At 38.0% G+C, this 22,236-nt stretch carries 21 protein-coding genes; all 21 read left to right on the forward strand.

Annotated elements, in window-relative coordinates; all coding sequences use genetic code 11:
* Window position 1: 1 nt before the first annotated feature.
* The 21 genes from whiA to ftsH all read left to right on the forward strand — a co-directional run bounded on the left by whiA (window position 2) and on the right by ftsH (window position 22,208).
* Window positions 2-931: a DNA-binding protein WhiA gene (whiA, locus tag HMPREF2758_RS05580; protein ID WP_006908458.1), complete on the forward strand. Its 930-nt coding sequence runs from the start codon at window positions 2-4 to the stop codon at window positions 929-931.
* Between the two features lie 57 nt (window positions 932-988).
* A complete protein-coding gene (locus HMPREF2758_RS05585; RefSeq protein WP_006908459.1) occupies window positions 989-1,441 on the forward strand; it encodes a single-stranded DNA-binding protein in 453 nt (150 codons plus the stop codon).
* A 145-nt stretch (window positions 1,442-1,586) separates the two neighbouring features.
* The gene (locus tag HMPREF2758_RS05590) at window positions 1,587-2,300 is read left to right on the forward strand and encodes a response regulator transcription factor (RefSeq protein ID WP_070609563.1); all 714 of its coding nucleotides are present in this window, start codon (window positions 1,587-1,589) and stop codon (window positions 2,298-2,300) included.
* Between the two features lie 3 nt (window positions 2,301-2,303).
* Complete coding sequence (locus HMPREF2758_RS05595; RefSeq protein WP_070609564.1) at window positions 2,304-3,749, forward strand: sensor histidine kinase; 1,446 nt, start codon at window positions 2,304-2,306, stop codon at window positions 3,747-3,749.
* Entirely contained in the window at window positions 3,739-4,425 is a 687-nt protein-coding gene (locus tag HMPREF2758_RS05600) for an NAD(P)H-dependent oxidoreductase (protein ID WP_070609565.1), read from the forward strand. Before HMPREF2758_RS05595 ends, HMPREF2758_RS05600 begins: the two co-directional genes overlap by 11 nt.
* A gap of 6 nt (window positions 4,426-4,431) precedes the next feature.
* On the forward strand, window positions 4,432-4,611 hold the full coding sequence (locus HMPREF2758_RS05605; RefSeq protein WP_070609566.1) for a hypothetical protein: 180 nt from the start codon (window positions 4,432-4,434) through the stop codon (window positions 4,609-4,611).
* Window positions 4,612-4,668: 57 nt separating this feature from the next.
* Window positions 4,669-5,934, forward strand: a complete 1,266-nt coding sequence (tyrS, locus tag HMPREF2758_RS05610; protein ID WP_070609567.1) for a tyrosine--tRNA ligase — start codon at window positions 4,669-4,671, stop codon at window positions 5,932-5,934.
* Window positions 5,935-6,159: 225 nt separating this feature from the next.
* The gene (locus HMPREF2758_RS05615; RefSeq protein WP_070609568.1) at window positions 6,160-7,533 is read left to right on the forward strand and encodes a C40 family peptidase; all 1,374 of its coding nucleotides are present in this window, start codon (window positions 6,160-6,162) and stop codon (window positions 7,531-7,533) included.
* A gap of 120 nt (window positions 7,534-7,653) precedes the next feature.
* The gene (gene metG / locus HMPREF2758_RS05620; RefSeq protein WP_070609569.1) at window positions 7,654-9,675 is read left to right on the forward strand and encodes a methionine--tRNA ligase; all 2,022 of its coding nucleotides are present in this window, start codon (window positions 7,654-7,656) and stop codon (window positions 9,673-9,675) included.
* Between the two features lie 15 nt (window positions 9,676-9,690).
* Complete coding sequence (locus HMPREF2758_RS05625) at window positions 9,691-10,482, forward strand: TatD family hydrolase (protein WP_070609570.1); 792 nt, start codon at window positions 9,691-9,693, stop codon at window positions 10,480-10,482.
* The gene (rnmV, locus tag HMPREF2758_RS05630) at window positions 10,475-11,062 is read left to right on the forward strand and encodes a ribonuclease M5 (protein ID WP_070609571.1); all 588 of its coding nucleotides are present in this window, start codon (window positions 10,475-10,477) and stop codon (window positions 11,060-11,062) included. Before HMPREF2758_RS05625 ends, rnmV begins: the two co-directional genes overlap by 8 nt.
* A 40-nt stretch (window positions 11,063-11,102) precedes the next feature.
* Window positions 11,103-11,957 (forward strand): 16S rRNA (adenine(1518)-N(6)/adenine(1519)-N(6))-dimethyltransferase RsmA, encoded by an 855-nt coding sequence (gene rsmA, locus HMPREF2758_RS05635; RefSeq protein ID WP_246823270.1) that lies wholly within the window; start codon window positions 11,103-11,105, stop codon window positions 11,955-11,957.
* A 190-nt stretch (window positions 11,958-12,147) separates the two neighbouring features.
* The gene (locus tag HMPREF2758_RS05640) at window positions 12,148-12,375 is read left to right on the forward strand and encodes a Veg family protein (RefSeq protein WP_070609573.1); all 228 of its coding nucleotides are present in this window, start codon (window positions 12,148-12,150) and stop codon (window positions 12,373-12,375) included.
* A 113-nt stretch (window positions 12,376-12,488) separates the two neighbouring features.
* Entirely contained in the window at window positions 12,489-13,055 is a 567-nt protein-coding gene (pth, locus tag HMPREF2758_RS05645) for an aminoacyl-tRNA hydrolase (RefSeq protein WP_070609574.1), read from the forward strand.
* 41 nt (window positions 13,056-13,096) lie between these two features.
* On the forward strand, window positions 13,097-16,681 hold the full coding sequence (gene mfd, locus HMPREF2758_RS05650; protein ID WP_070609575.1) for a transcription-repair coupling factor: 3,585 nt from the start codon (window positions 13,097-13,099) through the stop codon (window positions 16,679-16,681).
* Window positions 16,682-16,692: 11 nt separating this feature from the next.
* The gene (locus HMPREF2758_RS05655; RefSeq protein WP_006908473.1) at window positions 16,693-16,938 is read left to right on the forward strand and encodes an RNA-binding S4 domain-containing protein; all 246 of its coding nucleotides are present in this window, start codon (window positions 16,693-16,695) and stop codon (window positions 16,936-16,938) included.
* Window positions 16,939-17,014: 76 nt separating this feature from the next.
* Window positions 17,015-17,416: an FtsB family cell division protein gene (locus HMPREF2758_RS05660; RefSeq protein WP_246823263.1), complete on the forward strand. Its 402-nt coding sequence runs from the start codon at window positions 17,015-17,017 to the stop codon at window positions 17,414-17,416.
* A 32-nt stretch (window positions 17,417-17,448) separates the two neighbouring features.
* Window positions 17,449-17,952: a S1 domain-containing RNA-binding protein gene (locus HMPREF2758_RS05665; protein ID WP_070609577.1), complete on the forward strand. Its 504-nt coding sequence runs from the start codon at window positions 17,449-17,451 to the stop codon at window positions 17,950-17,952.
* A 72-nt stretch (window positions 17,953-18,024) separates the two neighbouring features.
* Entirely contained in the window at window positions 18,025-19,479 is a 1,455-nt protein-coding gene (gene tilS, locus HMPREF2758_RS05670) for a tRNA lysidine(34) synthetase TilS (RefSeq protein ID WP_070609578.1), read from the forward strand.
* 55 nt (window positions 19,480-19,534) lie between these two features.
* The gene (gene hpt, locus HMPREF2758_RS05675; RefSeq protein WP_070609579.1) at window positions 19,535-20,077 is read left to right on the forward strand and encodes a hypoxanthine phosphoribosyltransferase; all 543 of its coding nucleotides are present in this window, start codon (window positions 19,535-19,537) and stop codon (window positions 20,075-20,077) included.
* Between the two features lie 73 nt (window positions 20,078-20,150).
* On the forward strand, window positions 20,151-22,208 hold the full coding sequence (ftsH, locus tag HMPREF2758_RS05680; protein ID WP_070609580.1) for an ATP-dependent zinc metalloprotease FtsH: 2,058 nt from the start codon (window positions 20,151-20,153) through the stop codon (window positions 22,206-22,208).
* The last annotated feature ends 28 nt before the right edge of the window (window positions 22,209-22,236 follow it).

Consider the following 22,236-nt stretch of genomic DNA (forward strand, 5'->3'; position numbering starts at 1 on the left):
AATGACGTTTGCTTCAGATATAAAAAAAGAATGTACCCTGCTTGAAGTGCACCATGAGCATGCTAAAGCAGAATTAGCGGCTTTGATTCGGATGAACGGCTTGCTCAATATACAAAGGCAGCGGCTGATTTTAGATGTGCAGAGCGAAAACGCAGCGATTGCTCGACGGATTTATACTTTGATTAAAGATCAATTTTCCAATGAAGGCGAATTAATTGTTAGACGGAAGATGAAGCTAAAGAAGAATAATGTTTATATCGTACGTTTTCGTCAAGGGGTTTTAGACCTTCTGAATGAATTAGAAATTTGGGATCAAGGAGAAATCCAGACGGATGTTTCATCAAAGTTATTGTTGGATGAACAAAAGAAACGGTCTTATTTAAGAGGAGCATTTTTAGCAGGGGGGTCGGTTAATACGCCCACTGCTAATTCTTATCATCTTGAGATTTACTCCAATTATGAAGATCATAGCGATTCTTTGTGTAAGATGATGAATGATTTTTCTTTGAATGCCAAAATAACAAAACGCCGACGAGGCTATATTGTCTATATTAAAGAAGCGGAAAAGATTGCTGATTTTCTTGCTGTGATTGGTGCTACAAGGGGAATGTTAGCGTTTGAAGATATTCGAATTGTTAGAGATATGCGTAACTCAGTGAATCGACTGGTTAACTGTGAGAATGCTAATCTTAATAAAGTAATTGATGCTTCACAAAAGCAAGTTGAAGCGATTAAGTTGATTCAATCGACCAAAGGGCTTCAGGTATTGCCCGAAAAACTAAGACAAATAGCAGAATTCCGGCTTGAAAATCCTGATTTAAGCTTAAAAGAATTAGGTCATCAAGTGCCAGGAGGACCGATATCTAAATCAGGTGTTAATCACCGCTTAAGGAAGATCATTCAAATTGCAGAGCAAATTCAAAATGAATAGCGCAAATGATGGCTGATAGACTATCTAGTTATTAGTAATGATTTAAGGAGGATATCGATGAACCAGATAGTTTTTGTCGGTCGAATTTGCCGAGATATTGAAATAAAATCCGCTGGTGAAAATTCTAAAGTGGTCAATAATGCGTTAGCTATTCCGAGGACCTATCGTGATCGTAATGGGGAGACTATTACCGATTTTATTCCATTTGTGGCTTGGAATGGCTTAGCGACGATGTTGCATAAGTTTGCTTGTAAGGGGCAACGTATCGCCATTTCTGGCATGATGCAAAGTCGAAAGTATCAGGATAAAGATAATAAGTCGGTTTATGTGATTGAATGTCATGCCCAAGAAATTGAGTTATTGGATCGGCCGTCGGCTAAGAGTAAAGAAGATCAAAGTTTTAAGAATGGTGGCTCAGAGTCAGATGACGAGACCAAGGAAAGTATGCAGATTGCAAGAGAAATGGTCGATCAAGTGATTGATCAATTGAAAGAAGAGTCCACGGTATAAACGGAAAAGTTTAATATACTAATTTGAAGAACTTATGGCGAGAGTGTCATAGGTTCTTTTTTTATGATTGCGATGTGATTTAGGGGGTTTTAAGGTATAATGAGGTTGGAAGGTTTAAGGCTAGCCAAAGAAAGGAATGAGAATAATGAAGATATTGATGATCGAAGATAATAGTTCAGTGTGTGAAATGATGGGAATGTTTTTTGAAAAAGAAGCATTCGAAGCTAGCTTTTATGGAGATGGAAAAGAAGGTTTTGATGCCTATCAAGCGGATCCTGAAATATGGGATCTAGTAATTTTGGATTTAAACTTGCCTTCTATGGATGGGATGACAATTTGTCGAAAAATGCGTGAAATCTCAAAAGAAACACCGATTATTATGTTGACAGCACAAGATTCTGAGTCGGATCAGGTTATTGGTTTAGAGATGGGAGCAGATGATTATGTGACTAAGCCATTTAGTCCGCTAACTTTACTAGCTCGTATGAAGGCACTTCACCGCCGTGCTCATATTTCAATGAAGGATCGCCCAACTCAAGAAGAGGATCAATTTAATATTCAGACCGATACCGTCAAAATTAATACCACAACACGTGAGGCTTATTATAATGAGCAACTTGTTGAAAATTTAACGCCTAAGGAATTTGAGTTATTGGTTATGTTTGCTAAGCATCCAAAGCGTGTCTTTACCCGGGAGCAGCTTTTAAAAAGCATTTGGGAAGACCCTTTTTATGGTGATGAACGGACGGTTGACGCTCATATTAAAAAATTAAGACAAAAACTTGAAAATTATGGGCCTCAGTTAATTCAAACCGTTTGGGGTGTGGGATATAAATTTGACGAGCATGATGGGGAATAAACTATGAAGTTCTTGTGGCAACAGATCATTGTCTTTTTCGTGGTTTTGTTAACAGCCTTATCGATCTCTGCTTACGGGATCTCGCATTATATGGAAAAACATATCTATAATGAACGGGAGAATCAATTACTGCTATATGGTGAAAATATTGTTAATAATGCTTTTTCACGCAATGATCTGGTTATCGCTTCGCAATTGCTAGCAAGTGAGAAGATAATGATCCAAGTGTATCTATCGGATGGGCGGATAATCTATCCTACTTACGATCAACGTTTTTCCTCAAAACTGAGTCAGAGTGACCTGGATCAAATTGCGAATGGTCGAAGTATCGGACTTAGGTTCTCACAACGACTAGTGAATCCATCAACTCAGGAACAAATGGCCACAGTGTATATTCCGTTAGAGGAGAACCAAGTTGCAGGATTTCCTTCGGGCTTTATTTCTTTAGGAGCTCCTTTAGAAGATTTGGAAGTCCAAGTTTCAACCATGCAGCGACAGATTTTTATCTCTTATTTAGTGGCGAGTTTTGTGGGAGTATTAATAAGTATTGTGTATTCTCTTTACCAAACTAAAAAACTGAAGCATTTACAAAAAGCGACACAAGAGATTGCTGCTGGGCACTATCAAGTGGAGGTAAATACGGAAGGAAAAGATGAGTTTGCGGATTTAGCACGCGATTTTCAATTAATGGCTGATTCGTTGGTGGAGTATCAAGCAGAAATTAAGCGGCAGGAAAGTCTAAGACGGCAATTTATGATGGATGCTGCTCATGAAATGCGGACCCCGTTGACTACCATGTCTGGTCTCTTGGAAGGCTTACAGTACGATATGATTCCTGAGAGTCAAAAAGCACGTTCCTTGGAATTGATTCAGTCGGAAACAAAACGTTTGACCCGGCTTGTGAATGAAAATTTGGATTATGAAAAGATACGAAGTCGGCAGATCGTGCTTAAAAAAACAGCCATTAAGGGTAAGACTTTGTTTGAACATTTGAAAACACAAATGCAGACGAAGGCAGATGATAAAAATGATCGCATTGTTATTCAGGCTAGCGATGATCTGATTATATGGGCAGATTATGATCGCCTTTTGCAAATACTCATTAATTTAGTAAATAATGCCATTCAATTTTCTAGTGACAGTGACATTGAAATTATAGGGTCTATGGAGGACGAAGGATCGATGATTCAAGTTAAAGACCATGGGATCGGGATTGAAGCTGAAAAGATTAAATTAATTTGGGAAAGATTTTATAAAGTAGATGTTTCGCGTAAAAGTACCAAGTTTGGCGAATCAGGGATTGGTTTAGCGGTAGTTCAGTCATTAGTCGAAGCTCATGAAGGAAAAATTGAAGTGGAGAGTGAAGAAGGGGAGGGTACGACCTTTACTATTCGCTTGCCACATCAAAATAGCACCAGTGAGGAAAAGGAGTCAAACAATGATGACTAGTTTAGTCTTAATTGCTCATGATCAATTAGCAGAATCAGGTAGTCAACAATTTTTAATCGAGAGCGGTCGTTCTTTGGCAGAAGTTGAGTATGTGGATCTGTATGATCAATGGAAAAATAAAGGAGATTTTGATTCGGATCAAGAAATAGACCGTATCTTATCCTACGACCAACTCTTTTTGCAATTTCCTATTTATTGGTACCAAGCTCCCTTCATCTTAAAGTTATGGTTGGATCAAGTTTTTAGTCAAGATAAGTTAAATCGACGCTTACATCAGCGATTACAAGGACATCCTTTGGGGATCATTATGGTTGCTGGGAGTCAGTCGGATGATTATCAATTTTATGGACGGCAAAAAATTACCCTTTCTTCGATGTTGGCACCTTATTACGCTTGGGCTAATTATTTTGATTTAAAAACATTTTCACCTTTTTCAATCTTTCAATATCATTATTTAACGGAGTCAGAAAGGTTGGAGCTAATGATTGATTATTCGTTGTATCTTAATGAAGGAAAAGTGCATGATTTTAAAGCTCGGCAAGAATATATTATTAAGCTAGTAAATAATTTAAAGTTAGATCTTTCCGATGTTGATCAATGGCTGTTTGACCAATTTTTAGAGAAGCTAAATGAACAAAAAGAAGAGTTGCATTTTTTTGAAGAAATGGAGTGGTAACCAGAAATGGAAAAGTGGGAGTATGAAGAAGCCATGGTACAATGGATTCAAAAGGCTAAGGATTACCCAACGCAAGCCATTCTTAAAAATGCTGGATTGTTATACAAAGAACAGAAAAAAAGATTGGAAGATTATCAACAGCGATTAGATGGGCAAATGTGGCGCGTGAGTGATTGGAAAAAATAATTAAGATTTGCTATAATGTTTTAACTAAAGAAAAATCAAGTATAGAAGGAGAACATAATGTCGATTATTGAAGAGCTAGAATGGCGCGGAGCGGTCAATCAACAAACTGATGCAAAGGGATTAGCGGATTTATTAGCGAAAAAAGCGATTCATTTATACTGTGGCGTAGATCCTACGGGAGATTCAATGCATATTGGACATTTGATTCCATTTATGGTTTTGAAAAGATTTCAGCTTCAAGGGTATCATCCGGTTGTAGTTATTGGTGGAGCCACTGGTTCGATTGGTGACCCTTCTGGTCGAACGAGTGAACGGACGCTTCAAACAATGGATGTTGTTCGTAAAAACGCTGAAAAATTAACACAACAAATGGAAAAATTGTTTCTTAAAGGCGACACGAGTGAGAATTCCTTCCAAATTGTGAATAATAATGATTGGTTAAGTCAATTATCGGCTTTAGATTTTTTAAGGGACTATGGTAAACATTTTAATGTTAATACGATGTTAGCGAAGGACGTTGTCGCTTCGCGGCTGGATAATGGGATCTCTTTTACTGAGTTTGCCTATCAAATCCTTCAATCGATCGACTGTTTACATCTTTATAAAAATAATGAAGTTCAATTGCAAATCGGTGGAAGTGATCAATGGGGGAATATTACAGCTTCAATTGATTTCATTCGACGTGTTGAGGGGCCGGAAGCCGAGGTCTATGGATTAACGATTCCCTTAATGCTTAAAGCTGATGGTACGAAGTTTGGTAAGTCAGCTGGAGGTCAGACAGTATGGTTAGATGCAGAAAAGACAACCCCTTATGAGTTTTATCAGTTCTGGCTTAACCAAGCAGATGAAGATGTTGTAAAGTATTTGAAATATTTTACTTTCTTAACGAAAGAAGAGATTGACCAATTAGCTGCAGAAGTTGAAAGTCAGCCTCATTTAAGACATGCTCAAAAACGATTAGCTGAAGAAATTACTCAGTTTGTTCATGGTAGTGAAGCTTTAGCGGAAGCACAAAAAATTACTGAAGCTTTATTTACTGGTCAGGTTCAAGATTTGACCGCTAAACAAATTCAAGCTGGATTTCAAAATATGCCTCAGGCAAGTATTTCAGGTCAGCCAACTAATATTGCTGTTTGGTTAGTGGATACGGGAATTGTTTCTTCTCGTCGACAAGCGAGGGAGTTTATTGAAAACGGCGCTATATTACTGAACGGTCAAAAAATAACCGATGTGGATTATGAGGTGTCTAAAGAAGATGCGATTGAAGGACGTTATATTTTAGTCCGTCGCGGAAAGAAGAATTATACCTTGGTTGAATTATAGGAAAATTAAGAGTTGAAAAAACCGTTTAAGAACTAGTCTTTAAACGGTTTTTTAATTATTAAAGAATTTCTAAAGAATATTTCTTGAAGATTTCAAAACCTATACGAATTGAAGAAAACGACCACATCAGAACAAGAATGTGTTAAAGTATTGGTTGTGATGATAAAAATGGACTGATTGGATAGTCCAACCATAAATACATTAACGAACAAGGAGACTTTAACAATGAAGAAGGCAATTTCTAAAAAGATGATGAAAACATTGTTGTGTTCTACTTTGCTTGTAACAGCTATTAATCCAATGTTTGTAAAAGCACAAGATTTGGCTGATTCAAAGAATTTAAGTCCAGAACAAACAAGGTTATATGCACAATTAGCCAACGCATATCATTCTGTTGACAGTATTAAGGCTCAAGCAGCTGAATTGCAGGAAGCTATTCAAGCAGATGATGAAAAAATCGCTGTTTTAGGTCAAGAAATCTCTGAATTGGAAGTTTTAATTGAAAAACGTCAACAATTAATTGCTGATCAAGCTGTTGCCATTCAAAAAAATGGGGGCACATCAAATTATCTTAGTGTGCTAGCATCATCAACTTCTATTTCGGATTTTGTTGGTCGGATGGATGTAATTCGTAAGTTAGTATCTTCTAATAAGGATTTACTAGCTCAGCAAAAAGAAGATAAAGAAAGCTTAGAATCAAAAATTTCCGAGACCAAAGTAGCAAAGCAAGCGAAAGTGGACTCGATGGTTAGTTTAGAGGCCTTAAAAGGTGATTTAGAAGCTCAAAGTGCTCTGGTAGAATCGAACTATAATCAATTAGTCACAGAAGGACAATTAGATCAAGCTGAATTACAAGCATTAGAAGCTGAAAAACAAAATTATGAAGCAGACCTAGTTGTTTCTAATCCAGAAGTGAGTCAAGAAACAAGCCAAGTGCTTGATCCTCAAGTAACGAGCGCTGAAACCACTTCAGTTGCTCCAACGGTTAGCTCTCAAGAAGTGCTTGAAACAAGTGAAATAGTAGAAACCAGTCAAGAGTCTGTTCAAGAAGTAACAACAACTTCACAATGGCAAGAGACGACCCAAGAAGTTGTAGAGACAACGCAAGCTCCTGTAAGTACTCAAGAAGTTGTAGAAACAACACAAGCACCACAAACAGTCGTGGAAGAAACCGTTGAAACGACTGCAGCTCCTGTTCAAGAAGTGGTGGAAACAACAACGGCACCGGCCCCTTCTACTGCAAACCTTGGGGATGTGATCTCTAATGCACAGAAATATTTGGGTGTTCCTTATGTGTGGGGTGGCAAATCGCCTTCAGGATTTGATTGTTCAGGTTTCGTTCAATATGTTTATCGTGAGACTTATGGTATGGAAATCGGTGGATGGACTGGTGCTCAACAGAATGCTGGAACACGAATTTCAGTTGCAGAAGCACAACCTGGAGATCTTTATTTCTGGGCAGATGGATCTGGAGGCACTTATCATGTAGCCTTAGCAACAGGTGGAGGTTCTTATATTCATGCTCCTCAACCAGGTCAGTCTGTAAGTTATGGTAGCGTTTCTGGATATGCACCACAATTTGCCGTAAGATTACGTTAATAGAATTTTAAAAGACTAGGGTGTTCCTAGTCTTTTTTTATGGATAGGAATCGCTTCATATTAAGACTAGTATGTTATAATAAGAGGTAATTCTTAGTTTTAAATAGGAGGTAGCGTTTCGTGACCGAAAAACCAACATTTTATATTACAACTCCCATCTATTATCCATCTGGACGATTGCATATAGGAAATTCCTATACTACTTTGGCTTGTGATGCCATGGCTCGTTATAAGCGATTAAAAGGATATGATGTTCATTTTCTAACTGGAACCGATGAGCATGGTCAAAAGATTGAGAAAAAAGCAGCTGAACTTGGGATGGAACCGCAGGCCTATGTGGATAAAATGGCGGATGCTATTCGTGATTTATGGCAACTCTTGGGAATTTCAAATGATCAATTCATCCGTACAACCGATGAAGCTCATGAAAAAGCGGTTCAGGTGATCTTTCAAAGGCTATTAGACCAAGGCGACATTTATCTTGGAGAGTATGAGGGCTGGTACTCTGTCTCCGATGAGGAGTACTTTACTGAAACACAGCTGTCGGAAGTATTTCGTGATGAGTCCGGTAAAGTGATTGGAGGAATTGCGCCTAGTGGGCATGAGGTTGAGTTAGTGAAGGAAGAATCCTATTTCTTCAAATTAGGTAAATATGCTGAGCGTCTGATTGATTATTATCATTCTAGTGAAGATGTTATTATACCAAGCTTTCGTAAGAATGAGATGATTAATAACTTTATTAAACCTGGCTTATCTGACTTAGCTGTATCTAGAACATCTTTTTCATGGGGAGTTTCTGTCAAGTCAGATCCAAAGCATGTCATCTATGTTTGGATTGATGCTTTATCCAATTATATTACCGCTTTAGGTTACCCTGACCAAGAAAATGAGGCGTTTAAGAAGTATTGGCCAGCGGATGTTCATATGATTGGAAAGGATATTTCGCGTTTTCATATGATTTATTGGCCAGCAATTTTAATGGCTTTAGATTTGCCATTGCCTAAACATATTTATGCACATGGTTGGATTGTTATGAAGGATGGAAAGATGTCTAAATCTAAGGGGAATGTTATTTATCCTGAGACATTAATTGAACGTTATGGACTCGATGCAGTACGGTATTATTTATTGCGTGAAATGTCCCAAGGAAATGATACCGTCTTTACTCCGGAGGATTTTATTACGTGTATTAATTCAGAATTGGCTAATGATTTAGGTAATTTATTAAATCGAACAGTTGCCATGATTAACAAATATCAAGCCGGTAGTGTTAAAAATTATTTTGATTGTGTTGAAGAGGACCAGTTTGAACAGAATTTAAAAGCCTTCTTTGATAAGGAATACTCGGCCTATTTAGAGTCTATGGAGAAGATGGCTTTTGATCAAGCTTTGGATCACTTGATGGCGATGGTCAGTCGAGCCAACAAATATATTGATGAAACACAGCCGTGGATATTAGCTAAAGAAGCAGATAATAAGAAATTACCTGTCGTTTTATTCTATTTAGCAGAAAGTTTAAGATTTATTGGTCACTTATTAAGGCCTTTTATGATTAATACCCCAAAAGAAATTTTCCGTCAATTAGGTATTGAGGATGAAGTGTCTACTGATTTAAGTGATTTAGCTTTCGGTCATTTTCCAAAGGCAAGCCAAGTAGTATCTAATGGTGTGCCTATTTTCCCACGACTCGATGTTGAGGAGGAACAGGCTTATATTCTTAAGGAAATGACTGGAAAATCTAACCAGGATCAGTCAAACTCATCACGTAAATTGGATGACCCTGATTGGGATTTAGAATCTTTAAATCTTGATGCCCCTATTGAATTTGATGATTTTATTAAGACTGAATTGAAGGTTGCACAGGTGATGGATGTTGCTCCAGTAAAAGGATCGAATAAATTATTGCGATTTAGATTAGATGCTGGCGAATCAGTAGATCGTCAGATTTTGTCGGGGATTGCTAAGTATTATCCAGATCACGAAGCATTAATAGGACGTAAGCTGATTATTGTATCAAATCTTAAACCACGAAAAATGATGGGTTATTGGAGCCAGGGAATGATTTTATCTGCAGAGTCTGGAAAAGATCTCCACCTAGTCTTCGCTCCGGATGAAAGCCAAAATGGTGCCTTAATTGGATAATTGACAGGAGGATCTATGAAGTTATTTGATACGCATACACATTTAAATGCGGATGAATTTGCTGGTAAAGAGGATATATATATAGAAAACGCTGCTCAAGCTGGCGTTAAAGCGATGGCAGTTGTAGGATTTGATCGTCCGACGATTCAAAAGACCTTGGAATTAAGCCAGAGTTATGCACAGGTGATATCGGTAGTGGGCTGCCACCCTACGGAGTCCCTAACATACGATCAAAACTTTGAAAAGGATCTTCATCATTGGTTAGAATTACCACGCGTATTTATGTTAGGAGAAATCGGTTTGGACTATCATTGGGATACAGCACCGCGCGATGTTCAAATGAAGGTGTTCAGAAGACAAATAGCGATTGCTAAAGAGCATCAAATTCCTATCACTATTCATAATCGCGAAGCGACTGAAGATGTTTATCGAATTTTAAAAGAAGAAGGAGTTCCGGATGCAGGCGGGATTATGCATTCCTTTGGTGAAGGGCCTGAAATGGCTAAACGCTTTTTGGATTTAGGTATGCACCTGTCTTTTTCAGGAGTAGTCACTTTTAAGAAGACGGTTGAAGTTCGTGAAGCCGCAAAGATTGTACCACTTGACCATTTGTTAATAGAAACGGACGCTCCTTATTTAGCACCTGTTCCAAAAAGAGGTAAAATGAATGAGCCGGCATATGTTCGTTATGTCGCAGAGCTCTTGGCTTCATTAAGAGAAATGTCACTTGAAGACTTTGCTACACAAACTTATCAGAATGCTTGCAAATTATTTTCTTGGGCGCCGGAGGAATCCTTAGATGCATGAGTTATCCCACATCCCCGAAGAAGTGATTGTTGTTGAAGGACGCGATGATACAAAGCGCTTGATCGAGACTTATGGAAATCAAGTTAAAACGATTGAAACGAATGGATCGGCGATTGATGCCTCGATTTTGCAACGGATCAAGAGGGCACAAGAACAGTTTGGTGTGATTGTATTTACAGATCCCGATTTTGCCGGGCAAAAAATACGGCGAACGATTATCCGAGCGGTTCCACAAGCTAAAGAGGCTTTTTTGACACAAGAAGAAGCAAATCCTCATCGGCGAAATCATTCTTTGGGTATTGAACATGCGAGCCCAGCAGCAATTCGCCAAGCCATTGATCGGATTAGCCAACGTAAGGCTGATATTCACTCGGAAGAAATTAGCCAAGCGACGTTAATCAAATTAAAGTTAATTGGTCATCCTAAAGCGTCTATGCATCGAAAGAAACTTGCGCAGGTATTTAATCTAGGACATGTAAACGGAAAGCAGTTACGGAAGCAGTTGATGCGTTATGGGATCACAGAAGAACAATTAGTGCGCTATATGAAAGAGGTTGACTTACTTGAAGAAGGAAGCTAGCTATAATTTTATTGCTAAACCCAGCCAGACCGCTGCGATTATGAAAAAATATGGACTAAAAATGAAAAAAAGTCTTGGTCAAAACTTTCTGATTGAACCTCAAATATTGAATAAAATGGTCGATCTTGCTGATATTGATAAAAGTTGTACTGTTATCGAGATTGGACCAGGGATCGGTGCTTTGACACAATTTTTAGCCATGCGTGCTAAAAGGGTGATTGCCTTCGAAATCGATCAGCGGTTTGTAGAAATTTTGTCGGAAACCTTGGTTGATTTTGATAATGTGACTGTGATTGCAGAGGATATTCTAAAGGTTGATTTTTCACAAGAGGTTTATAAAGGCTTATTGGAAGAACCTTTAATGGTAGTGGCTAATTTGCCTTATTATATTACTACACCTATTATTATGCATTTACTACAAAGTGAGTTACCATTTCAATCTTTGGTGATGTTGATGCAGAAGGAAGTAGCTCAAAGGATGACAGCTAGTGTTGGAACGAAAGCTTATAACTCGTTATCGGTTGCTATTCAAATGCAAATGGCTAGTCAATATGCCTTTGTAGTACCTAGAACAGTGTTTATCCCACAGCCAAAAGTAGATTCAGCGGTTTTGAAGTTAACCCGTTTACCGCAAAAGAGAGTGGAAGTGGCTGATGATCGACTTTTTGAACGTTTTGTTCAACAATGTTTTAAACAACGGCGAAAAACTTTGTGGAATAATTTAAAGACTGGTCTGTCCCAAGAGGTTCATATAGATGGGGTTGATTCTTTGGAGCAAGCCTTTAAAACGACGGGAATTGATCCTCAAAGAAGGGCGGAAACATTGACGGTTGAAGAGTTTGCGGCTCTTTTTCGTGCAATACCATTAGGGTGGTTAGAGACTTTGGACGTTTAATTTGAATAGTAAAGGATGTAGGTTTATTACTAGTTGTATCGGGAATGAGTTGGCCATTTATCGGGGTTAGCTATCGGTGTACAAAATAAATGTTTCTAAATAATCTAAAAAAACAATTGCAAGAACATTCAACTTATGCTATATTGATTTATTTATCGGTTTGTGATATAATGGATCGAGAGGTGATGAGATGCCAAAGGATCTGTTAGAAATAAAATCAATGCTTGATGGTAAGTTGGGCGAAGACATTGTAGTCACTGTTCAAATGGGACGGAAGAAAAAAAGAGAACGACGAGGAATTCTTACAGAAACCTATCGATCTATTTTTATTGTTGACTTGAAAGAGAACGATAATGTGGATCGGGTTTCTTTTTCTTACAGAGACGTCTTAACAAATGCAGTTGAAATAGAGTTTTAGAAGGTGCAATTTGACCTGTAGATTAAGTTATTAATCTACGGGTTTTTATTTGCTTAGGCTAATGCTTGGCATATGCTATAATGTTTTAAGATGAGTGAATGAGGAGTTGAAGTATGAAATTAATTGTTGGTTTAGGTAATCCAGGTGAGCAGTATTACAAAACGCGACATAATATTGGTTTTTCAGTGATTGATCAAATATTATCAGATAACCAATTAATGATGGATAAACAAAAGTTTAATGCAGATTATACGATTTGGCGATTAGCCGAGGATAAAGTCTTTTTAGTTAAGCCTTATACCTATATGAATAATTCAGGTGAAGCAGTCTTGCCGTTAATGTCTTATTTTAATGTGTCGGCTGATGACCTATGTGTTGTTTATGATGATATGGATTTAGCGTTGGGACGTCTAAGATTGAGGACCAAAGGATCTGCAGGTGGACATAATGGAATGAAAAGCATGATCAATCTTTTGGGAACTTCTGAATTTAAGCGAATTCGCATTGGAATTGGACATCCTGAAGGTCCTTATAAGGTGGTAGACCATGTTTTATCAGCTTTTACACCGAGTGAGCAATTATTAGTTGATCAGTCTGTAGATAAAGCGGTTCAAGCAATTGATGATTGGGTACAAGGGGCTTCTTTTGAGGAAGTTATGAAGGAATATAACCAAAAGTAGCTATCATTATTTTCAAAGAGTAGAAAGGTAAGGAAGAGGATATGCTCGAAAAATTACAGACAAGGCCATTTGATCAGACGATTGACAGTATGCTTCAAGCGCCTGCTGATAAACAAGGCACATACCATCATTTAATCACGGGCCTTGATGGATCCGCAAAATCTATTTTTATTGCGGAATTGTATAAAAAAAATCCAAGACAGTTACTCATAATCGAGCCTAATCGAAATCGTCGTCAAGCGCTTTATGATGATTTAAATGCCTTACTACCTCAAAACCAAGTATTAAGTTTTCCTTGTGAAGAGAATGTCGCTTTAGAATATTCAACGGCGTCCTATGATGGGATCGCTCAACGAGTAGAGACCCTTCAGACCTTAATTTCAGGCGAAAAGGTCATTGTTGTTGCCGGAGTCAATGCGCTTAGAAAGCGCCTAATGCCGATTGCGGATTGGAAAGATAATCAATTAATTTTAAGTATAGGCTGTGAAATAACACGTGACGACCTGGAGCGTAAATTGTTTAATTTGGCTTATCAACGAGTAGATATGGTGCAATCTCCTGGGGAATATTCGATTCGAGGAAGTATTATTGATTATTATCCCTTAAATAGTGAACACCCGATTCGCTTGGATTTTTTTGATACTGAATTAGATTCGATTCGTTACTTTGATGCACAGACTCAAACCTCCTTAGAAAATATTAATGAAGTTATGCTTGAACCGGTTAAAGACATCTTATTTAATCAAGAAAAACAATTAGCCGTGAGTGAGTCTATTAAAACGGCAGTTTCTAAACAAGTGAATCATTTGAAAGACGCTGAACTTGTCAAAACGCTTAGTCAGCGAATGAATGATCAATTAGAAGATCTAGAAAAAGGAGGAAGTTTAGTACTCCCTGAAGCCTTTCTTTCTTTTTATGATACGGTAGGGACATCTCTATTGGATTATATGGAAGAAGACGCGTGTTTGCTTGTGAGTGAATTTGATAGAGTCCATCAAGAAGAGTTACATTTGATCGAAAGTGATCAGTTTTGGATCGAAGATCAAATTAATCAAGGAAACTTGTTGCCGGGTCAGAAGCTCCATTTGTCTGCTTTTGATCAAATTAAAGGTTGTCAAAAGAGGACGGTTTACTTATCCCTTATTCAAAAAGGGCTTGGAAAAATGAAGTTTTCGAGTCTTCATTCATTTCAATATCGCTCAATGACTCCTTTCTTTAATCAGATGGCTTTAGTTAAACCTGAAATAGATCACTGGTTGAAAGAAGGCCAGGTTATTCAAGTGGTGGTTGATAATAAAGAAAGGGCTAAAAAGCTTGAACAAATTTTTAATGAGTATCAAATTCAGCCGATTTATCATCAACAGGATGAGAAGATTTATCAAGGAGCCATTAATGTTTTAGAAGGACACTTGACCAACGGTTTTGAACTGCCGCTTGATAAATGGGTAGTTATCACCGAAAAGGAACTTTTTAATCGAATAAAAAAACATCAAGCGAAGCGTCAAAAGTTATCTAATGCGGAACGGATCAAGTCGTATAATGAGTTAGAAGTAGGCGATTATGTGGTTCATGTAAACCACGGAATTGGTCGCTATATTGGAATGGAAACGATGGAAATCTCAGGTGTTCATCGTGATTTAATAGCCATTGAATATCAACAAAATGCGAAAGTTATGATTCCAGTTGATCAGATTCACTTGATTCAAAAATATGTGTCATCTGGCGAAGCGAAGACACCCAAATTACATAAGCTGGGTGGTAGCGAGTGGGTTAAGACGAAGCAAAAAGTTTCCAGTAAAATTGAGGATATTGCAGATGAACTCATTGAGTTATATGCCAAGCGTGAACAAGAAAAAGGTTATGCTTTTAGTATGGATACACCAGAACAGCTAGAATTTGAAAAAGCCTTTCCTTATATTGAAACACCAGACCAATTGCAAACATCTTCTGAAATTAAAAAGGACATGGAAAAAGATCGCCCGATGGATCGTTTGTTAGTAGGGGATGTCGGTTACGGTAAAACAGAGGTTGCGATGCGAGCGATTTTTAAGGCAGTTATGGATGGTAAGCAAGTCGCTTTTTTGGTTCCAACCACGATCTTAGCGCAACAACACTATCAGTCTCTTTTGGAACGTTTTGCAGATTATCCTTTTGAGATTAGAATGTTAAGTCGTTTTGCGAGTCAAAAGGAGCAAAAGGAGACGATTAAAGGACTAAAAACTGGTGCCTGTCAGGTTGTGGTAGGGACACATCGTTTATTATCTAAAGATGTGACCTTTCTTGATTTAGGCTTGATGGTAGTCGATGAAGAGCAGCGTTTTGGTGTTAAACATAAAGAACGACTTAAGCAGTTAAAATCACAAGTAGATGTGTTGACTTTAACGGCAACGCCGATACCACGAACGCTTCATATGGCGATGGTAGGGGTAAGAGATTTATCGGTGATTGAAACTCCACCCTCTAATCGTTATCCGGTCCAAACCTATGTTATGGAACAAAATGAAGCCGCTATTAAATTTGCTATCGAACGAGAAATTGATCGTGGCGGTCAATGCTTTTATCTTTATAATCGAGTGGCTTCGATCTATCATCGAGCAGATCAATTGAGCCAATTAGTACCTGAAGCGAGAGTGGCAGTTGCTCATGGGCAGATGTCTGAAGTAGAATTAGAGAATGTCTTGTATGAGTTTATTCAAGGAAATTATGATGTCTTGGTGACAACCACTATCATTGAAACAGGAGTAGATATTCCAAATGTTAATACTCTCTTTATCGAAAAAGCGGATCGGATGGGACTATCAACGCTTTACCAATTAAGAGGAAGGGTAGGACGAACTAACCGTCTAGCATATGCTTATTTGATGTATGATCCTATGAAGCAGTTGAGTGAAATTTCTGAAAAGCGACTCAATGCGATTCGTGAGTTTACGGAATTAGGATCAGGTTTCAAAATTGCTATGCGTGATCTAAGCATTCGAGGAGCTGGAAACCTTTTAGGTTCTCAACAGTCAGGATTTATCGATTCAGTCGGCTTTGATCTATACTCACAAATGTTACGAGAAGCGATTGATCGACGCCAAGGTAAGCAAAATATGCTTGAAAACTTGAATCAGTCTGTTGTTGAAATCGATCTAAGTATTGATGCCTATATTCCAGATAGCTATATTTCGGATGAAAGGCAGAAAATCGCCGCCTACAAGATGCTACAAAAAATGGATGGTATGGAGGAATATCGTGAAATTCAGGATCAATGGATCGATCGCTATGGTGAATTTCCAGATGAAGTGGCTAATTTACTGGATATTGCTTTACTACGTTATTATGCAAGCCGGGCAGGTGTGCTAAAATTAACGCGTAACCATCAATCGATTGTGGTAATGTTCAACGCGATTGCGAGCCAGTATTTCTATGGTCCTAAGGTTTATGAAGCTTTAGAAAATGTTAAAGCTCGAGAAAAAGTCATTTTGAATAAGGACCAACTCCAGGTAAAATTATTAGTTCAGGGCAAGGAAGCGGATCAAATTTTAAGTTTGTTGATTAAATTTATGAGCCAAGCGAGCGACTTATTACAAAACCACAAAGAACAAGAGCAAAAGATGCAGGAGACATTTAAGATCGAAAATTAAAGGAGATAAAAATGCGATTAGATAAATTTTTGAAGGTATCTCGAATTATTAAACGGCGAACCGTTGCCAAAGAAGTTGCGGATCAAGGTCGTGTTCAGATTAATGGTCAAGTGGCTAAATCAAGTAGTACGGTTAAAGTAGGGGATTTAATTCAAATCGAATTTGGAAATCGCCTGTTAAAAATTCGAGTAAAAGCGATTAAAGAGACGAGTAAGAAAGATGAGGCTCAGGAGCTCTACGAAGAAGTCAATGATTAATTACTCAATTTTAATATTTGATCGTGCATTCTAAGACAAAGACTGATATACTCTAGATGAGAAAGCGGTGATACTTATGTCAGAAATCGTTAAAAATCAAAAAATTCTAAATTTTGAAAAGCCAAAAGCAAGTCAAGTTTCTAATAAAATGCAGATGAAAAAAGCAAAGCGAAGCTATATGAGTTTCTTTATACATTTTGCAGCTATTATTTGTTTGGCTTTTGCTTTAATTTCTTGTGTGCGTGCACATAAGGCACTTTCTCAAAGCCAAGCTCAGTTAACGGAAGCGCAAACCGCTTTTAAACAGACTCAAAACAAGTATCAAGCTGTTCAGCTTGAGTATCAGCGTTCTCAAGATCCTGAATATCTTGCCAAATTAGCTCGAAGGGATTATTTTTATTCTAAAGAGGGCGAGATTATCTTTGATATTGAGTCAGATAAGATGGATGATTATCAAATATTTTCAAATACTAAATAATATTTAATAATAGCAGGAGGAATTTCATAATTATGTCGGTTGAAGTAGGACAAAAATTAAAAGGGAAAGTAACGGGAATCAAAAATTTTGGTGCATTTGTTGCTTTAGAAAATAAGCAATCCGGTCTTGTGCATATTAGCGAAGTTTCGGAGGATTATGTACAAGATATCAATGATCTATTAAGTCTCGGTGATGAAGTGACGGTGAAAGTTATTTCGGTCGCAGACGATGGTAAAATCGGATTGTCCATCCGACAAGCTAAGGATAAACCTGCAGTTGATAAATCGAAAATAAAGAAGTTCGATGCTCAAGAAGTAAAGCCAGCACGGGTATCAAAATCAAACTTTGTTAAAGATGACCAGAATAAAAAAGAAAACTTTCCAAATCAAAATGTTACTGGAAAGTATGCTCAAAAAAGTAATGATGATTTTGACCGATTAATGAGTAATTTTTTGAAAGATTCAGAAGATCGTTTAGCTTCGCTAAGGCGTAATACAGAAGGCAAACGAGGCGGACGGGGCGGACGACGTAGTTAATAATTTATTCCTAAAAGAACTGCAAGAACGCGATATTATTCTGCAGTTCTTATTTATTTTAGGAGGGATGGAATGGAGCCGATTTTAAGACAATTCAAAACACAATTAGAAACTTGGCCAGAATGGCAAACGGCCCAAAAAATTGTACTGGCAGTCTCTGGTGGGGTTGATTCGATGGTCTTAATGCGGTTAATGTTGGAATTGTGTCACTTACAGGAATATAAGGACCGCCACTTAGTGATAGCTCACTTTAACCATTGCTTACGATCAAAAGAAATCCATGATTTTGAACGAGATATGGTCATTAAATCAGCTAAAGAAATGAATTTGACCTATTTTGTTTCAAAATGGGAAAATCCCAGTGAAAGTAATATTGAAGCGAATGCTCGATATGCCAGATATCGGTTCTTGGCGGATGTCGTTGATGCAACGCAGGCAGATTGCCTAATGACGGCCCATCACTTAGACGATGCAGTCGAAACTGTCTTTATGCGTTTAATTCGAGGGGCTTCCATCAGAGGGTTGATGGGGATGCCCAGTCATTATCAACGTCTATTAGAAACTTCCAAGGAAAAACATGTTAGTGTATCGATTTTACGCCCCTTAATTGGCTTTCGTAAGGAACAATTATATGATTATGCGCATAAAAATAATTTAGCTTACAATGAAGATGACAGCAATCACCAACCAAATCATCTAAGAAATCGTATTAGAAATGATTATCTACCGCTTTTTGAGAGTGAGAATCCTCAATTTTTTCAAAATCTAGTTTCAATGCAGAAGCAGCTTCAGCTGGCTTACCAGGCTTTATACTCAATGTATATACGCAAAGAGCCCTTGTTAGTGGGGGTTATTAAAGAAGGCGTTTGGGTGTTAGATGTGAAAGCTTGGTGTGATCTTGAAGCAGAAATTCGACGAACTTTTTTGACGATTTTTTTTGAAGAGCGTTTCTTGCCTGAAGTCGGGCAATATGATAAGGATATTATTCAAGGTATAGAAGATCAGATGCTTAATGCAGTTAATCCTAATCACACTTTAAATTTATCCAAAGGGTGGATTGCACGTAGAGAGTATGATTTTATTTATATTGAGTCTCAGTTAATGCGTCCGATAGTCAAAGATAAAAAAGTAGAACTTAATCAGCTTGATAAGTGGTATAGTCTTGATAATGGTTTATGGATTGGACTTTTTAATGCTAACTATGTGAATAACCAGATGCGCCAGTCAGTTGACCAATATGTGACCTTGGATCTTAGTTCGTTGGACCACCCTATTCACTTTTCCGTTCGTCATCGTCAAGCGGGTGACGTGATGGAGTTAGCTTCAAAAGAAGGTCTATATCATAAAAAAGTGTCACGGATTATGATTGATGAAAAAGTACCGCCTGCTTTAAGAGAACAAATGTGGTTGGTTGTTAATGATCAAGAAGCGGTTATTTGGTTAATTGGCCAACAAATTTCAGCGACCTATCAACCAAAAAATCCACAAAATGTGACCCATTATTTACTGTTGCAGAAGATGTATTAGCTAGTCTGAATATAAAACACTTAAGTGTAATTATAGATTGATAGGGGGAGAAGAAATGTTAGAAAAAGATATCGAACGTGTTTTAGTGACTGAAGAGGAATTGGCAGAGGCCGTCAAACGTTTAGGAGAAGCGATTACTCGAGATTACCAGGGCAAAGAGATATTGGTCGTTGGTATTCTAAGAGGTGCTTCGCTCTTTATGGCAGATGTGATTCGTCAAATTGACTGTTATCTAGAGATTGATTTTATGGATGTTTCATCATACGGAACAGCTACAGAATCCTCTGGAGAAGTGAAAATTATTAAGGATTTAGATGCGAGTGTGGAAGGTAAGCACGTTTTAATTGTGGAAGATATTATTGATACAGGTCGAACTTTGCAGTATTTGATAAATCTTTTAAAAGTCCGCAAAGCTGCCTCGATTAAGATTTGTAGCTTGCTTGACAAGCCTTCGCGCCGAATTATGACCGATGTTATCGTGGATTGTGTTGGTGTCAAAGTGCCTAATGAATTTGTTGTGGGTTATGGCTTGGATTATGAACAGAAGTATCGTAATCTTCCTTATATTGGTGTCTTAAAAGAATCGATATATTCTTAAAGCAATTAGTGGTAGTTTTATCGATAGTCTGCTAACATAGTGTTATTATAAAAATTAAGGAGCAATGTCGTCAATGCAAAAACCAAATCGAAATCGTAATCCGTTTCGTAACACTTTGACCTATCTAATATTAGGATTAGCCCTATTAGGTCTTTTTAGTGCTATGACAGGCGGAGGTTCCTTGCTAGGGAACATGAAAGAAATTACATCGAGTGAATTTATGACTCAACTTGAAGCCGGTAAAATCGAGGAATTTGAAGTTCAGATTGGCTCGGGTGTGTATCATATAAAAGGAAAATATGTCAAAGACTCTGGGCAGAAAAAGGAAGAAAATGAACAATATGTTCAAATTTTTCAAGGTTCACCGAATGAACGAACGTTTTCGACAGATATTCTAGGTAATGATGCTACACTGGATCACGTTTCTCAAGTTGCAAAGGAGCAGGGAACTAAATTTAAAGCTCTTCCTGAATCTTCAGTGGGATTATGGCTGAATTTTTTACCGGTTTTACTAATGGTTGTTCCGGTCTTCTTTTTAATGTATACCATGATGCAATCGAGTGGCAATGGCCGAGGGATGATGAACTTTGGCAAAAGCAAATCAAAAGATATCTCAAAACAAAAAGTAAAAGTGAAATTTACCGATGTGGCGGGGGCAGAAGAAGAAAAGCAAGAATTAGTTGAAATTGTTGAGTTTTTAAAAGATCCTAAGCGCTTTACAAAACTAGGAGCACGGATCCCCGCGGGCGTTTTACTAGAAGGCCCCCCAGGGACCGGGAAAACCTTGCTAGCTAAGGCGGTAGCCGGTGAAGCAGGCGTTCCTTTCTTTTCAATCTCTGGTTCCGAATTTGTTGAAATGTTTGTCGGTGTAGGAGCATCGCGAGTTCGTGACTTATTTGAAAATGCTAAGAAAAATGCGCCATCGATTATTTTTATTGATGAAATTGATGCTGTTGGACGTCAAAGAGGTGCTGGCCTAGGAGGCGGTCATGACGAGCGAGAACAAACCTTGAATCAATTGTTAGTTGAAATGGATGGGTTTGAGGGGAATGAAGGTGTTATTGTCATTGCTGCAACCAACCGTTCAGATGTCTTGGACCCTGCTTTATTAAGACCAGGTCGTTTTGATCGTCAGATCTTAGTAGGAAACCCTGATGTTAAAGGGCGCGAGGCTATTCTTAGGGTTCACGCTCGAAACAAGAAATTGGCAAAAGATGTCGATTTAAAAGTGATTGCTCAGCAAACACCTGGATTTTCGGGAGCGGACTTAGAGAACCTATTAAACGAAGCAGCTCTTTTGGCTGCACGATTTAATCGAACCATGATTTATGCTCAGGATATCGATGAAGCTCATGACCGAGTGATTGCGGGCCCTGCCAAAAAGGATAAAGTAATATCTGAGGAACAACGACGCATTGTGGCCTTCCACGAGGCGGGACATACGGTTATAGGAATGGTATTAAGTAAGGCTCGAACTGTTCATAAAGTAACCATTGTACCAAGAGGTCGTGCTGGGGGCTATGCTATTATGCTACCTAAAGAAGATCAATACATTGTGACCTATGAGGAACTTTTTGAACAAGTAGTAGGTCTTTTAGGCGGTAGATCGGCAGAAGAAATCGTCTTTAATCATCAATCGACAGGAGCTAGCGACGACTTCCGACAAGCGACTGCTATTGTGAGAAGCATGGTCATGAAATATGGTATGTCTGAAAAAATTGGAACAGTTCAGTATGAGAGTGATAGTAAACCTTTTGCAGGTCGTCAGTATGGTTCAGGAAATCATCCCGATTATTCTCAAGAAGTTGCGTATGAAATGGATAAGGAAATTCATCGAATAATGGGTGAAGCGCATGAGGAAGCTTTAAAAATTATCAACGAGCATCGTGAGCAGCTTAATACGATTGCTGAAAAATTATTGGAATTAGAAACGCTAGATGCTCGTCAAATCAAGTCGTTATTTGAAACAGGTGAAATGCCTCAAGCTATTGAAAAGGATGAACAGAAAGAATCAAACTCATTGACTTTGGATGATCCAGTAGATAGTTCGACTAAGAAGGAAGAATCGACTTCGAATGTTTCGGATCATGCTGCTGATAGTTCTGGAGAGGATTCATCAGACGAAGATTAAAAACTTATTGATTTAAAAGAGTTATAAC

Origin of the sequence: Facklamia sp. HMSC062C11 (assembly GCF_001810675.1) — a bacterium.
Classification (GTDB): Bacteria; Bacillota; Bacilli; order Lactobacillales; family Aerococcaceae; genus Facklamia; species Facklamia hominis.